At 37.0% G+C, this 14,245-nt stretch carries 14 protein-coding genes; 5 read left to right on the top strand and 9 right to left on the bottom strand.

Going from position 1 to position 14,245, the window contains the following annotated elements:
• Positions 1-63: 63 nt before the first annotated feature.
• Both purN and purM read right to left on the bottom strand, forming a co-directional pair.
• Positions 64-693: a phosphoribosylglycinamide formyltransferase gene (purN, locus tag ACN19N_RS10570; protein WP_269230421.1), complete on the bottom strand. Its 630-nt coding sequence runs from the start codon at positions 691-693 to the stop codon at positions 64-66.
• Entirely contained in the window at positions 690-1,760 is a 1,071-nt protein-coding gene (gene purM / locus ACN19N_RS10565; RefSeq protein WP_269238247.1) for a phosphoribosylformylglycinamidine cyclo-ligase, read from the bottom strand. Before purM ends, purN begins: the two co-directional genes overlap by 4 nt.
• Before the next feature lie 134 nt (positions 1,761-1,894).
• Between purM and cxpE the strand changes: the two genes are divergently transcribed.
• The 4 genes from cxpE to ACN19N_RS10545 all read left to right on the top strand — a co-directional run bounded on the left by cxpE (position 1,895) and on the right by ACN19N_RS10545 (position 8,273).
• Positions 1,895-3,088, top strand: a complete 1,194-nt coding sequence (gene cxpE / locus ACN19N_RS10560; protein ID WP_420001288.1) for a chloramphenicol efflux transporter CxpE — start codon at positions 1,895-1,897, stop codon at positions 3,086-3,088.
• Between the two features lie 20 nt (positions 3,089-3,108).
• Entirely contained in the window at positions 3,109-3,804 is a 696-nt protein-coding gene (gene hda / locus ACN19N_RS10555; protein WP_004661138.1) for a DnaA regulatory inactivator Hda, read from the top strand.
• 116 nt (positions 3,805-3,920) lie between these two features.
• Entirely contained in the window at positions 3,921-5,768 is a 1,848-nt protein-coding gene (rbtA, locus tag ACN19N_RS10550) for a rhombotarget A (protein WP_269238246.1), read from the top strand.
• Positions 5,769-5,786: 18 nt separating this feature from the next.
• Positions 5,787-8,273, top strand: coding sequence for a CSLREA domain-containing protein (locus ACN19N_RS10545; RefSeq protein ID WP_269238245.1), 2,487 nt, complete (start codon positions 5,787-5,789; stop codon positions 8,271-8,273).
• Positions 8,274-8,368: 95 nt separating this feature from the next.
• On the opposite strand, the gene ACN19N_RS10540 is transcribed toward ACN19N_RS10545, so the two are convergent.
• From ACN19N_RS10540 to ACN19N_RS10520, 5 genes are all read right to left on the bottom strand, one after another.
• Positions 8,369-8,758: a DUF3106 domain-containing protein gene (locus tag ACN19N_RS10540; RefSeq protein WP_269229944.1), complete on the bottom strand. Its 390-nt coding sequence runs from the start codon at positions 8,756-8,758 to the stop codon at positions 8,369-8,371.
• Positions 8,748-9,071 (bottom strand): hypothetical protein, encoded by a 324-nt coding sequence (locus tag ACN19N_RS10535; RefSeq protein ID WP_420001287.1) that lies wholly within the window; start codon positions 9,069-9,071, stop codon positions 8,748-8,750. Before ACN19N_RS10535 ends, ACN19N_RS10540 begins: the two co-directional genes overlap by 11 nt.
• On the bottom strand, positions 9,064-9,675 hold the full coding sequence (locus ACN19N_RS10530; protein WP_420002381.1) for an RNA polymerase sigma factor: 612 nt from the start codon (positions 9,673-9,675) through the stop codon (positions 9,064-9,066). The genes ACN19N_RS10535 and ACN19N_RS10530 overlap by 8 nt, the downstream gene beginning before the upstream one ends.
• A gap of 157 nt (positions 9,676-9,832) precedes the next feature.
• Positions 9,833-10,609: a TrmH family RNA methyltransferase gene (locus ACN19N_RS10525; RefSeq protein WP_241335284.1), complete on the bottom strand. Its 777-nt coding sequence runs from the start codon at positions 10,607-10,609 to the stop codon at positions 9,833-9,835.
• A 306-nt stretch (positions 10,610-10,915) separates the two neighbouring features.
• Complete coding sequence (locus ACN19N_RS10520) at positions 10,916-11,887, bottom strand: class 1 fructose-bisphosphatase (protein ID WP_293745331.1); 972 nt, start codon at positions 11,885-11,887, stop codon at positions 10,916-10,918.
• A gap of 177 nt (positions 11,888-12,064) precedes the next feature.
• On the opposite strand from ACN19N_RS10520, the gene ACN19N_RS10515 reads away from it, so the two are divergent.
• Positions 12,065-12,250, top strand: a complete 186-nt coding sequence (locus ACN19N_RS10515; protein ID WP_018677181.1) for an NF038105 family protein — start codon at positions 12,065-12,067, stop codon at positions 12,248-12,250.
• Positions 12,251-12,316: 66 nt separating this feature from the next.
• On the opposite strand, the gene pal is transcribed toward ACN19N_RS10515, so the two are convergent.
• Positions 12,317-12,886, bottom strand: a complete 570-nt coding sequence (gene pal, locus ACN19N_RS10510) for a peptidoglycan-associated lipoprotein Pal (protein WP_018677182.1) — start codon at positions 12,884-12,886, stop codon at positions 12,317-12,319.
• A 22-nt stretch (positions 12,887-12,908) separates the two neighbouring features.
• Complete coding sequence (gene tolB, locus ACN19N_RS10505) at positions 12,909-14,192, bottom strand: Tol-Pal system beta propeller repeat protein TolB (protein WP_420001286.1); 1,284 nt, start codon at positions 14,190-14,192, stop codon at positions 12,909-12,911.
• Between the last annotated feature and the right edge of the window lie 53 nt (positions 14,193-14,245).

The following is a 14,245-nucleotide window of genomic DNA, read 5'->3' as shown; positions in this document are numbered from 1 at the left end:
CTAATTATTTAAAAATTAAGAATTATATTTTTCAAAAAACGCATCCGAAGATGCGTTTTATTTTTAGAATTGAGCAAATTGAATTGGTCGTTCTAAAGGTTTTTTATTGAAATAGGCTTGACCGTTTGTCCAAGTGAGTTGACCGTTACATAACCACTCTGCAACTTGAGGGTAGATAAAATGTTCCAACTTATGTACACGTTGCGCTAGGCTGTCTACAGTATCATGCAAACTTACTTGAATTGCAGATTGCGCAATACTTTGTCCAGCATCAAGTTCAGCAGTGACAAAATGAACGGTGCAACCATGCAGGCGATCTCCAGTATTTAATACGCGTTGATGTGTATTAATCCCTTTATAAACAGGGAGGAGAGAGGGATGGATATTTAACATTTTACCTTGCCATTTGCTGACAAAGTTTGGTGTTAAAATACGCATAAAACCTGCAAGGATAACTAAGTCAATTTCCCAAGCAAGCAATTGCTGATGCATCGCATCGTCAAAGCTTTCTCGATTTGGATAATCTTTATGTGAAATAACAGCGGTTGCAATATTGGCTTTCTCAGCACGTTGTAATGCATAGGCATTAGCTTTATTTGAGAGTACACCAATGATTTGCCCCGATAGATTTGCATCTATCAGGGCTTGTAAGTTGCTACCATTGCCTGAGACAAGTACAGCAATTCTCATTATGCAAAGATCACGCGAATTTTTTCGTCTGCGCCTTCAACTGATTCAGCATTTTCTTGGATATGACCAATTTTCCATGCTTTTTCGCCTAGAGTATTTAATAGGTCGATTGCTTTATCAGCTTCGCTCGCATCAACAGCGATTACCATACCAACGCCACAGTTAAATGTACGATACATTTCAAAGCGTTCTACATTACCTTCACGTTGTAACAACTGGAATAATTCAGACCATTCCCAGCTTGATTCATCAATGACAGCTTGCGCACCATTTGGAAGAACGCGAGGTAAGTTACCTGGTAAACCGCCGCCAGTGATATGAGCCATGGCATGCACATCAACTTGTTTGCAAAGTTCTAAAACAGGTTTTACATAAATGCGTGTTGGTTCCATTGCGACATCGGCAAGTGGGCGACCATCAACGATTTGAGTTAAATCAACGTTCTTAACATCTAAAATTTTACGTAGTAATGAGTAACCATTAGAGTGAGCACCACTTGATGCAACACCGATCAGTACATCACCAGATTTTACTTTAGTGCCATCAATAATTTTACTATGCTCAACTACACCAACAGCGAAACCAGCAAGATCGTAATCTTCGCCTTCATACATACCTGGCATTTCAGCAGTTTCACCACCAACAAGTGCACAGCCAGCAAGTTCACAACCTTTACCAATACCCGTTACTACATTTGCTGCAACATCAACATTCAAATGACCTGTTGCATAGTAGTCTAGGAAAAATAATGGTTCAGCACCACAAACGAGTAAATCGTTTACACACATTGCCACAAGGTCTTGACCAATTGTGTCATGGCGATTTAGGTTTAACGCTAAACGTAATTTTGTACCTACACCATCTGTACCAGAAACCAATACAGGTTCTTCATAGCCTTTTGGAATTTTGCATAGTGCACCGAAACCACCAAGACCGCCCATTACTTCAGGACGAGTAGTGCGTTTTGCGACTGATTTGATACGATCGACCAGTGCGTCGCCCGCTTCAATGTCGACGCCCGCATCTTTATAGCTTAAACCAGTATTTGGGGTAGAAGTTGAGTTGCTCATAGTGAAGTCTCCGCATTGGCGGCAGATTATAACCTGAATATACGAAACTCTTATGTTATTTATGCTCGAAAATGCTATCTTTAATTAAATTTTTTTCCCATTTATAACGATTACACGAAAAAAGGCTAGATTTTATGCAAGATCAGGTACTACGTCGTATCTTTATCCTCGCAGGACTCGCATTACTACTTTGGGTGTTGTATCTATTAAAACCAGTTGTATTACCATTTGTTGGCGCTTTTTTTATTGCCTATCTCTTTAGTCCCCTTGTAGATGTCATTGTAAAAATTAAATTACCTCGTTGGTTGGCGATCAGTCTCGTCTTTGTTGGGATTGGCGTAACCTTAACAGTTGTTTTATGGTTCCTTGTCCCATTGGTTTGGAAGCAATTAATCTATGCGCGAGATAGTATTCCAGCAGGTATACATTGGGTAAATGCGACATTTCTACCTTGGGTATCCCATACTTTTAATGTTGTCCCAATGGAGTTGGATACAGAACAGATTTCTAAAGCAATTATGGAATACATTCAAACGAATTACAGTGCAGATAGTATTCAAGTCATGGCTTTACGTTTAGCACAATCTGGTTTGAATTTTATTCAATTAGGTGGCGTATTTATTTTGATTCCTATCATTTCATTCTATTTCTTACTTGATTGGGAAAGAATGTTGCAAAGTATGCGTCGTTTAATACCTCGTCCATATGAAGAATCAACCTTAGTGATTGTTCGTGAATGTCATAGTGTGCTTGGAGCGTTTGTTAAAGGTCAGTTCCTCGTAATGCTGCTATTAGGAATAGTGTATGCCGTTGGCCTGCAAATTATTGGTTTGGAAGTTGGTTTAATTATTGGAATGATTGCTGGTTTGGCCAGTATTATCCCTTATCTAGGCTTTGGTGTTGGTATTATCGCGGCCGTGATTGCTTCATTATTCCAGTTTGGTCTTGATTGGATGCAGTTACTTTTAGTGGGTATTGTATTTATGATTGGGCAAATGGTCGAAGGATATATTTTGCAGCCTTTCTTACTTGGTGACAAAATTGGTCTATCTCCTGTTGCCGTTGTATTTGCGGTACTAGCTGGTGCTCAACTGGGTGGTTTTTTAGGGATGCTGATTGCTTTGCCTGTAGCGGCTGTTATCGTCGTGTTACTTAAACACGCAAGAGATAATTACGAAAAAAGCCGGTTTTACGGATCTCCAATAGAGGTCAGTATTCCACATGGTGAAATTCAACGTATAAATGTTGATGCTGGTGATGTAGAACTTGATATTGAGATTAAAAACTCTCAAGATAGCGAAACTTCACATTCAAATGATCTAAAGTAATTGAGGAACAAATTAACGATATGCGTCAACTACAACTAGATATAGAACCACAGCTCGATGCGCGAATTAGCGATTTCTCGGGGCCAGGGTGGGGTCATGTAGTTGATGCGATACGACAGTTACATACTGGGCTGGTAAATCGCTTTTATGTTTATGGTGGTGCTGGTACAGGTAAAAGTCATTTACTCTCTGCAATTTGTGATTCATATTTAGAATTAGGTCGTCGAGCAATAAAAGTCTCATTATTAGAATTATTAGATGCACCCATTGAAGCGATTACTTCATTAGAATTTTATGATTTAGTGGCATTAGATGATATTGATGCAATTAGTGGTGTACCTCATTGGCAAAAAGCTGTTTTTCATTTAATGAATAATCATGAGGGACAACTGGTCTTTTCATCTCGTGTAGCGCCGATAGAATTAAAATTAGAATTACCTGACTTACAGTCGAGACTGACTCAAGCGGTGAGTGTCAAAGTACCAAATGGAAGCTCATATACGGATCGACAGGCTTTATTACACTCTGTTATGACGAGGCGAGGAATTCATTTTGACCAACAAATTATTGATTATTTGTTGAGTAATGGGCCACATCAAGCTTCTATTTTATTACAGACATTAGCCCAACTTGAAAAGATGTTGAAAGGTGAGAAAACAAAGCTCTCAAATACAACGATTAAGCAAATTTTTGCTCTGATTGATGAATATCACTAATCGCATAAAATTTCTTGAGTAATTTTGACAGCTATGACAAAGTACGCACAAAGGAATGTCGTTGCAAATTTGTAGTTTGCAATACTAAGAAAAATGAAAAATAGAAGGAGAACGGTATGCTCAAACGGACGCTTGCCTGCGCTTTATTTGCGATTACTGGACATGTATATTCTGCGGATATTCAAGTTACAACATTAGTTGATGAAGACAAAGATGATACCGTTTGTTCATTACGTGAAGCTGTAACATTCTTAAATAATCGTACCCAAAAAGAATTTGAAAATGGTTATCATGGTTGCGGTAATAAAGATGCTTCATCGATTATTATCCTAGAACGTGATAAAGAATATGCTTTGAGTAAAACACTTGAAGTTAAAGCCGCAATGACAGTTAAAACCGCTGCTAGCACAAGCTTTAATGATACAAAAAAGGGTTTAAATAACGCTACTATTAAAATGGTAGGTACCGAAAGCTTACTTATTGTTGATGATAATGATGTTGAAAAAGACCCATTAGTAGTTAACTTGAATGAATTAAATTTAAAAGGATCATCACAAAAAGTAATTGAAGGCGGTTTGATTTCAAATCGAGAGATATTAACAATTCAATACTCTCGATTGATGGGCGGAAATGCAAAGTTGGGGGGGGCTATATATAATAAAGGTTTACTTTCTGATAAAAAAACTGCAGGAATTGTTAGTGTAAATAATACTATTTTTGAAGATAATAAGGCTGATCAAGGTGGGGTTATTTATAGTGAAGTTCCTCGTTATATTATTACACAATCAGTTATACGTAATAATGAGGTTAAAGCAAATGGAAGCATTTTGTATGTTCAAAATGCTTATAGTGATACTGCGATTTCGAACGCCTTAACATTAAGAGCATTTGGAATTAGGAATTCCACCATTTTTAATAATAAGGGAGGTTATGTAGCAAATATTCGAGGTGGAATGGTCATCAATAATATTACGATGATCTATAATGATTCAGGATTATATTTGCAAGCTCCAAAATGGATTTCAACCCCTGCCACTGATACAACACAAGCTAAATTAGAGAATAGTGCATTTATTTCAAACAGTATCATAGCTAAAAATAATCAAAACTGTGTTGCAGATACTAATGACTCTTCAGTTATTCAAAGTAATTTAACAGAAATAGATTGTGATCGTAATGCTCCAGCTGGACTACCAAATTTTTTATTAAATACTGATTTGCTTGCTGGTAGTCAAATGGAAGGAGATTGTGATTTACCTCAGGATAAAGGATTGTTGTGCCCATATGCAATTCCTAAAGATCAAATGCTAGGTTTTTTTCAACCAAGACTATTGACTTCTTATAATTCATTATCTGAGTCTTTAATCATCAATAAAGGACGTATTTTTAGTGATGGAACAAATAAAGGAGCGATTAGTTGTGAAACTTCAGATCAGCGAGGTAAGGCACGAAGTATTTATAGTGAATTATGCGATTTGGGTGCAATTGAATTAGTCGTAAATCGTAATGATGTAGAAATTGCTGGTCAAGATATTTTATATGGTCAACTCGCTAAGTTCAGTATTGCAAATAGTTTGTTGGATGGGGAGTTGGTTGCTCCTGATGCATGTAAAATAATCTTTAAGAGAGACACAGATTCTAATGGGTTACCATGGCAACCAGGCTGTCTTGAAATTGAACAAACTGAAACAAAGTCTAAAGGTAAATTGACCATTGATTTAAAAGGTAATATTGTTTATGTTCCCTATAGTAATTGGCATGGTGCAGATAAATTTAATATCCGTGTAATCACTACGATCACTAGGCTTAATGACCCTTCAAATTACTATATTGATATTCCTACGACGATTGTCCAAGACCCACCAAATAATTTTCAAAGTAAAACTGTAAATGTTGGTAGTATAGACTTTGGATGGATTTTCATAATATTCGGTTTGATTGGATTCAGACGTTTTAAATCATAATCAAGGATGATGGATGAGATGCAAAATTATAAGAAAACCTTATTAGCATTGATGGTTATTTCTGCTATGCCATTATTAGCTGCTACAAATGGTGCAACAGCACCAATTAAAGTGACTACTTTTAATGATGATAATGAAGAAGATTCGCTTTGTTCAATCAGAGAAGCCTTGAAAGTTGCAAAAACTCGTGTATCTGCACACGGTTGTGTTGTTGCCGATATTTATTCCAATACGCAGGATATACAATTAGAAGCCGGTGAGTACACATTAAAAAGTGAACTAATACCTGATTCAGAGGTGAGAATTTGGGGGGCAGCTCCAGCTAATTGGAATGAAAAGAATGTTTTGATTAATGATGTTGCGAATCAATACCCTGCACAAGTTGAACTTAAAACTACTATCAAAGCTGAAAACTCTCGAATTTTTAATACTACGGGTGGAAAAAATCCTTTAGCATTAACAAATTTAATACTTACTAATGGTATTGCACCTAATCAGGGAAATGGTGGTGCTATCTATGCTGGTGGAAATATCACCTTACAAAGTACTCGAATTTTAAACTCTAAAGCATCTACTGGCGCAGGTGGTGCAATTTATTTAGCTGGATTGAATGCTTCTGCTACAATTTCTAATAGTTTATTTGAGGGTAATGATGCTTTCGTAGGAAGTGTTATTGCAATGGCTTGTAAGAGTGATAATACTTATTTAGAGCGGAATATTAGTTTTACAGCAAGTAGTTTGATAAAAAATGGATCAGAAAATTCATTAAGTATGTTTGAATTTTGTGGTCTATTGCCTAAAACAGAATTAAAAGCAAATACAATTGCTCAAAATATTGCTAACTCTAGTAAAGGTAATTTAATAAAATTCACGGGTGATACAAAAGCTGGAACAGAAAATCAAAATGATTCAAGTATATTAAGTAATGGTAGTGTATTATCATTAACAAGCAATACTATTGTTGAAAATAAAGCATTTACAACTTTTTTATATGATAAAATTGGATTAAAAACCCTACTCTTTAATGTTCTTGCTTATAATCAAGGTGCTTACTCTTGTCGTTATTTATTAGGTGACGCTGCAAAAGAGGAAAATGTAGGGATAGGTGCAATATATAATGCATTTCCGTTGGCCAATAATGGTAAATGTGCTTTACCAGATCTGATTTTAAAGGATAATAAGACAAATATTGATTTAACTAATATCCCTATGGATACAATATTAAGTCATCAAGTTCCAGCTTCCCAGTATACAGCGTTTTTACCTATTTATTATCCGAAGAGGGTAGCTCAAACAGGTACTGATAAGAAAGATTTAGTGAATGTAACTGCTGAGGGTGTTGCGGGTTGTAGTGATTATGATCAACGTGGATTAGCTAGATTTGCTGATAGAGCATTATTTTATCAACCTGATGCAAAAAATACTTGTGATATTGGTTCCGTAGAGTTGATGCGACTAACAGCTGGTGATATTAATAGCATTACTAATGGATCGTTAAGTCAATTAATAAGTGATTATAAGACTCAAAATGATTATTTTGATAATCTAGTTAAGAATCCGAATGATCAGGAATATCTTACTTACTATAAATATCGCTTAGCGCAATATAAAAAATTAGTTGAATATTACGATAAAAAAGAAAATTTTAAATATCGAGCTGTTTATATCGATTTACAATCATTTAAACTTCCATTACCACATGAGGTTGCTTTATCTGATGAAAGTCACCGATTAGATTTTTTTAGTCCGGAATTGTATGATATTGAGGTGGAAACAATAGGCGTCGGTAGTACTATTGAGGGGAAACTAAATTTTCGCAAAGACGAAAATTTAGTTTGTAGTTGGGTGCCTGAAATTCAACAAATTATTGTATATAGAAAAGATGATGCAATTACACAGGATGGTGAGCAAGCTTTATGTAGTTACACCATCAAATATAAAGCTGATCATACAATTCAGACTAAAGGCTTAATTAAAGCCTCATTTACGAATCAAGCACCTGAAGCTAAAGATACATCTGTGACATTAAAGTATCAGCAAAAAGAAATCGCAAAATTGAATCTTTTAGAATTAGCTAATGATTCAGGTGATACAGGTCCAGGTGGTAAAGGTCCTGAAACAAAGCCTAATAAGTCAGACTTTTGGATAAATGAAGATGGGGTAGAATTACCGATAAGATTATCGAATGTCCCAACAAAAAATCTAATAGTTACTGCTGATCGTAAAGGTAAATGTCCTGCTCCGGATCAAAAAGAAACGTGTTATGGCGGAAATATTTATATTCAAGAAGTAAATACTTTTAATCCATTTAATTATTCGTTTAATTATCAAGTTTATGATAATGATGAGACACCAAAACTGTCAAATTTAGCAACCGTGAAAGTTATTAGCACTGCAACCACCTCAGATGATACTCGACCTGCGAAAAGCGGCGGAGGGAGTATGGGTATCTTCTCTGCATTAAGTTTGTTGGGTTTACTAGCATATCGTCGTTATAAAAAGTAAGATTGAATAAAAAAGAGCGCTTTAAAAGCGCTCTTTTTTATACTTTCAAATTATAAATTAAATGCATACAGCAAAAGAGTAATATTTAAAAGTAATTAGTGTTCAGAGTATTTGCTTAAATATTCTTCACGGATGTTTACTTTTTCTTCGGCAGTGGCATTTTGCATACGTTTACGCAAAGTATTACGCTCTTGAGTTCCCAGTTTTTGCCAAACATCACGCATTTTTTGTTTTTCATCTTCTGGAAGCTGGGTAAACCACTCCATTCGTTGTTGTAGCTGAGAACTTTGGTCTGTTGGAATTTCTTTTAGGCTTTGGTAACGTTTAATGAGAACACGTTGTTCTTCTGGAGATAAATCATCCCAAGCTTCTTCTGCGGTTGGTTTATTTGATTTTGAGAACACCCAAAAACGCTCAGAACCAGCAAAACTTGTTTGAAGTAAGCTGAGTGTACACACAACAATTGCTATTTTCTTAGCTGCCATGTGGAACTTTATCCTCACCAAGTACCATCAACATTTCCATATCTTCAACCATTTGTGGTGAAAGTTTTGGATTTACGACGACCTGACTTTGTGGCTTATCGGTCAGTTGTAGAGAGCTTGGTAATACAACGATACCAGTAAGAGCTGCTGCTAAAGCAAAGCCTCCCATTTTCCACAGACTATAATAAGATGTTGGTTTCTTTTGAAAAGTGTCTAGAACATGGTTCATCACTAACATTTTTTTGTGATGTTGCTCTTTTGCTAGTTGATCGAGTTTGGAAGTCACTGATTTAGTGAACTCATCTTTATTCATTTGATGACCCTCCCGTATGTGGATTTAAATGCACTAAAGCAGTTCTAAGCCCTTGGATTGCACGATGATAATGGGTTTTTACACTACCTTCACTGCAATTCATAATTTGAGCGGTGGTTGCCGTATCAAAACCTTCCCACGCTCTTAACATAAATGCTTGTTGTTGACGTACTGGTAATTGGTTAATTGCTGTTTGGATTTCATCCATTGTGACTTCTTGATTAAGAAATTCAAATGGATTGGGGGTAGACTCATCTACGACATCAATAATTTCATCATCATCGTCTAAGCTAATTTTTTTGAATAATGAGAAAGGAGTCGCTCGACGCGCTTCTTTGCGCCTCCAATCCTGTAATTTGTTATTTAAAATGGTATAAAACAATGGATACCATTCTTCAATACTTTTATCTGAATATGATTTATGCAATGAGATAAAGGCTTCTTGTACCAAATCCATCGCAATGCCTTGCTGTCCCTGTGTTGCACTTTCCATCATCACAAGTGCACGACCTGTAACGTCTTGCATAAAAAAACGCAGACGTTGTTCAACAGTACTACAATCAGTACCATTTTCAGTTCGAGCCTGTTTCGGTGCTAAATCCATAGAGATGGAAAATCCTGTCATGGATACCCACCATTATTTCAATTCATTAATCATATAACGTTGAAAATGGTGGATGCGTTGACAACTTAAGCAATTATTTTATGAGTGTAATGGATTTTTTCATTAAAAAAATCGTATTTAAAATAATTTAACGTTTTTATTGACGTTGGCGAACCATTTCAAAAAAGCAAATTGAACCTGCAATCGCAACATTGAGAGACTCTTGTCCACCAGGTTGGGGGATAGCAACAGCTTGAGCATGTTCTAAAGCATAATCGCTCGCACCTTGTCCTTCATTGCCTAAAATCCAGACACATGTTTGTGTTAAATCCTTTGTGTATAAATTTGTAGACTGATGTGAGCTTGTAACAAACACAGGGATTTGAAATTTAGGAAGAATATCTGTTAATTGAAAGTTTTCAAAACAATGTAGGCTAAAGTGAGCGCCCATACCTGCTCTGAGAACTCGTGGTGACCAAAGTGAAGCAGAGCCTTGTGTACAGATTACCTGTTTAATATTGGCTGCGGCAGCCGAACGCAATAGCGTACCAACATTTCCAGGGTCTTGAACATTTTCTAAGATTAAAGTATCAGCTTTAAAATCAATTGTTAATGATGTTTTAGGGAGATCAACAATCGCTAAACAAGGTAGTGTTGTGCCTAAAGTACTCAAATCTTTATAGAGCACTTCACTAATCACAAATACATGGCCTTGGTGCAATTCGATTACTTTTTGTAGATCAGCATGTTCTAGTGCTTGTTCTGTTGTAAATAAAGAAAAAAGTTTTTTCTGTTGTTGTAGCCATGCTAAGCAGAGATGTGTGCCTTCTAGAACGGTTTGTTGATGTTTTTTTCGAGCGCTGTTGAGTTCAATTAATCCACGCAAATGTTTAATTTTCGCATTGTCTTTTGATTCTAAAAAAATGACTGCCATGAAAATATACTCAATAAAATAAGACTTTAACTAATGTGATGACGATGAGGTGTTATGCCGAGTTCTCATCTTGTTTGAGGGGGTACTGTGTCTGATATTTCAGTTGATATATTTCAACTTGATACGGGTTTTGCCTATTTTTCTGTTAGAGAAATTCAGCAAAACTTGCGCTATGAATAACGTAGCGCAAGCTCAGTAAAACCTAAATCATCTTTATTTTTACCAAAGCCTGAGTTGCTTTGGTTTACTCAAGTTATGAGTAATGATGCTTCTAACGATTAAAACTTCAAAATAAATTTTAGCCGATTAATGATAGCTTGTTACGCGTTCAACTTCGTTTTTAGAACCAATAATAACAGGAACGCGTTGGTGTAATTCTGTTGGTTGGATCTCCATAATACGAACACGACCTGTCGTAGAAGCACCGCCAGCTTGTTCAATTAACATGCTCATTGGATTTGCTTCATACATTAAGCGCAAACGACCTGCTTTTTTAGGATCTTTTAAATCATAAGGGTAAAGGAAGATACCACCACGACATAAGATACGGTGGATATCACCAACCATACATGCGACCCAACGCATGTTAAAGTCTTTTTCACGGACAGCAGTCTTTCCAGCCAAAAGTTCATCAATATAGCGTTTTACAGGGTTTTCCCAATGACGTTGATTTGATGAGTTGATGGCAAATTCTTGTGTATCTGCTGAAACTTGTACTTGTTCAGTTGTAAGTAGAAATGCTTGAGACGTTGGATCAAATGTAAAGAATGCAACACCAGCACCAACAGTAAGTGCGAGCATTGTTGATGGGCCATAAAGCACATAACCAGCAGCGACTTGTTCTGTACCTGCTTGCATAAAGTCAGCCGATTGAGTCACTGAATTTTGAGCAGGAAGGATTGAGAAAATTGTACCCACACACATGTTGATGTCGATGTTGCTCGAACCATCGAGTGGATCGAATAACACTAAATATTTGCCATTTTCTTGAGCAGGTGTGAAGTCATCTAACTCTTCAGAAGCTAATCCACCTACTTGTGGATGTGCTTTTAATGCATCAATAAGATAATCATTAGAAATAACATCTAATTTCTTTTGGGTTTCACCCTGAACATTTTCATTGCCAGCACTACCTAAGATGCCAGCCAAAGCACCTTTTTGTAGTGCTTGGTCAATCGTTTGGCATGTTGCAGCAATTGTTTCGATGACTTGTGCCAACTCTGGTGTCAAATTCCCATTTTGTTGTTCTAAATATTGGGACAATGTAAGGTTTGACATATTGAATCGCTCCGATTTAGCCGCGTCAAAGAATTGAGAAAAAGAATGTGGCTATTCTAGATGAGATCGCTCAAAAATAGAAATTATCTTACTTTATTTATGTTGCTTTTATGATTACAAGTATTCTATTACATGCTATGTTGGTCGGATACTAAACAGGAAGTTTGGAGAGGAACGATGTCAACCAAAAAATTTGAAGCTACCCCCACGCCAAGCGAATCAATTAGCTTAGATACGATTTCGAAAGAAAATGTCCAAGATGCTTGGAAAGAGTATGAAGCAAAGCCTGAATATAAAGAGTTTAATAAACACGATATGATTGAGTCGATGCAACCTCAGCCGAAGCCTGAGTCTTCATCATAATTAAAGTGATAATAAAAATGCTCACATTATGTGAGCATTTTTATTGGAAACTGAAATACTAAATGATTATTTTAATAATGGTGGTACGGCTTCGTAGTTAATTTCTACACGACGATTCTCTTTCCAAGCCGCTTCATCATGTCCTGTATTTACAGGTGCTTCTTTACCATAGCTCACAGCTTCGAGTTGCTGAGGGCTTACACCATTGGTAATTAAATAACTTTCAACAGCTTTCGCACGACGCTCGCCCAAGGCCATATTGTATTCACGCGTACCACGTTCATCAGTATGGCCTGTTAATGCGACACGAGAATTGGCATTTGCAATGAGAAATTGAGCATGTGCTTGAAGTGTTTGATAGTCATCATTTGATAGATCGCTGCTATCGTAATCAAAGTGAACAACACGTTTCGCTAAAAATGCTTTGTTCGCGGCAGTTACCCCTTTTGATGAAGCGCCAGCCAAGTTTTGTGCATTCAATGCAGCATCTTCACTTAGTCCGTCAGTGCTTACCGTGGTTGAGGTATTTGGTGCTGTATTGCCCGCTGTGATTTCAGCAGCAGGTTTACGGCTTGCACAACCCGTGAATGCAATTGTCGCCGCCAACAATGGAAGTGTCAGGTATTTAATATTCATGTGATTCTCCAATTGATCAAATTTATTTTGGTGCCCAAGCAGGTTCACGGACTTCACCTTGTTCGCTTGGTAAATTCATACGGAAACGACCATCTGTAGACATAATAGACAGTAAGCCACGATTGCCTTCACGTGTTGCATAAACGACCATTTGTCCATTCGGAGAGAAACTTGGTGACTCATCCAGACTGGTTGGTGTCAATATATTAGTAATCCCTGTATTAATATCTTGTAATGCAACTTTGTAATTACTGCCATTTGGTCGATGAACTAAAGCAATCTTTTTACCATCAGCGCTTAAAGTACCCCGTGCATTAAATGCACCTTTGAAGGTTAGACGTTTGACTGAACTATCATCAAAACTATAGCGATAAATTTGTGGAGAACCGCCACGATCTGAAGTGAAAATAAATGATTTTCCATCAGGTGCATAACGTGCTTCAGTATCAATCGCTGAGTCATTGGTCATGCGTTGTAGTTGGCGCGTATTTAAATTCATCTGATAAATTTCAGGATTACCATGCATAGAGGCAGTGAAAAGCATGGATTGTCCATCAGGTGAGAAGCTTGGTGCACCATTTAAGCCTTTAAAGCTCGCCAAAACCTCACGTTGACCTGTTGCTAAATCTTGAATATAAATTGCAGGACGTTTAGTTTCGAAAGAGACGTAAGCAATTTTTTTAGCGTCAGGTGTCCATGTTGGGGAGAGGATTGGATCTCGTGATGACAGTACAGTTTTAGGTTGTTCGCCATCAGTATCGGCAATTTGTAATGTATAACGTTGAGCAGGGGTTTCTGGATTACGTAATACATACGCAATACGACCGCTGAAATCACCCGCAATACCTGTTAAAGCTTGGTAAATCGCATCACTGATCATATGCCCAGCTTGGCGAACACGAGAGCTTGGTACAGTCAGTACTTCATTTAATAAATATTGTTGTTTTTGTACATCATAGAGTTGGTAATGGATTTCAAATGTGTTCGCATCGATGGTTTTAATTTGACCAACTACCACATAGGGCACACCTGCATTTTGCCAATCACCAGCTTGGATTTGGTTGATGCTTGCAGTTGCAGGTAAGTTTTGAGATGCGCTTGTGAATCGACCTGAACGATTTAAGTCATTCTCAATAATTGGGTAAAGCGAGCTGTCATTTGTAAAAGGGATAATTGCAATTTTAGGCGCTTGTTCAGGCGCTTTTGCAATTTCAAGGTGTAATTGTGCAAAAGCTGCTGTCGGAACAATTGCACTGATCGCAGTAAAAACTGCCAGAGAGATGAGGTGTTTACGAGTCTTATCCATAGTTGCAATTACTTGTGTTCGTATTTTTGTGGCTGTTGATTTTTTAACATAGT

This window comes from Acinetobacter sp. LF10 (assembly GCF_048585715.1).
Classification (GTDB): domain Bacteria; phylum Pseudomonadota; class Gammaproteobacteria; order Pseudomonadales; family Moraxellaceae; genus Acinetobacter.
This window is presented reverse-complemented; position numbering and strand designations above follow the sequence as displayed.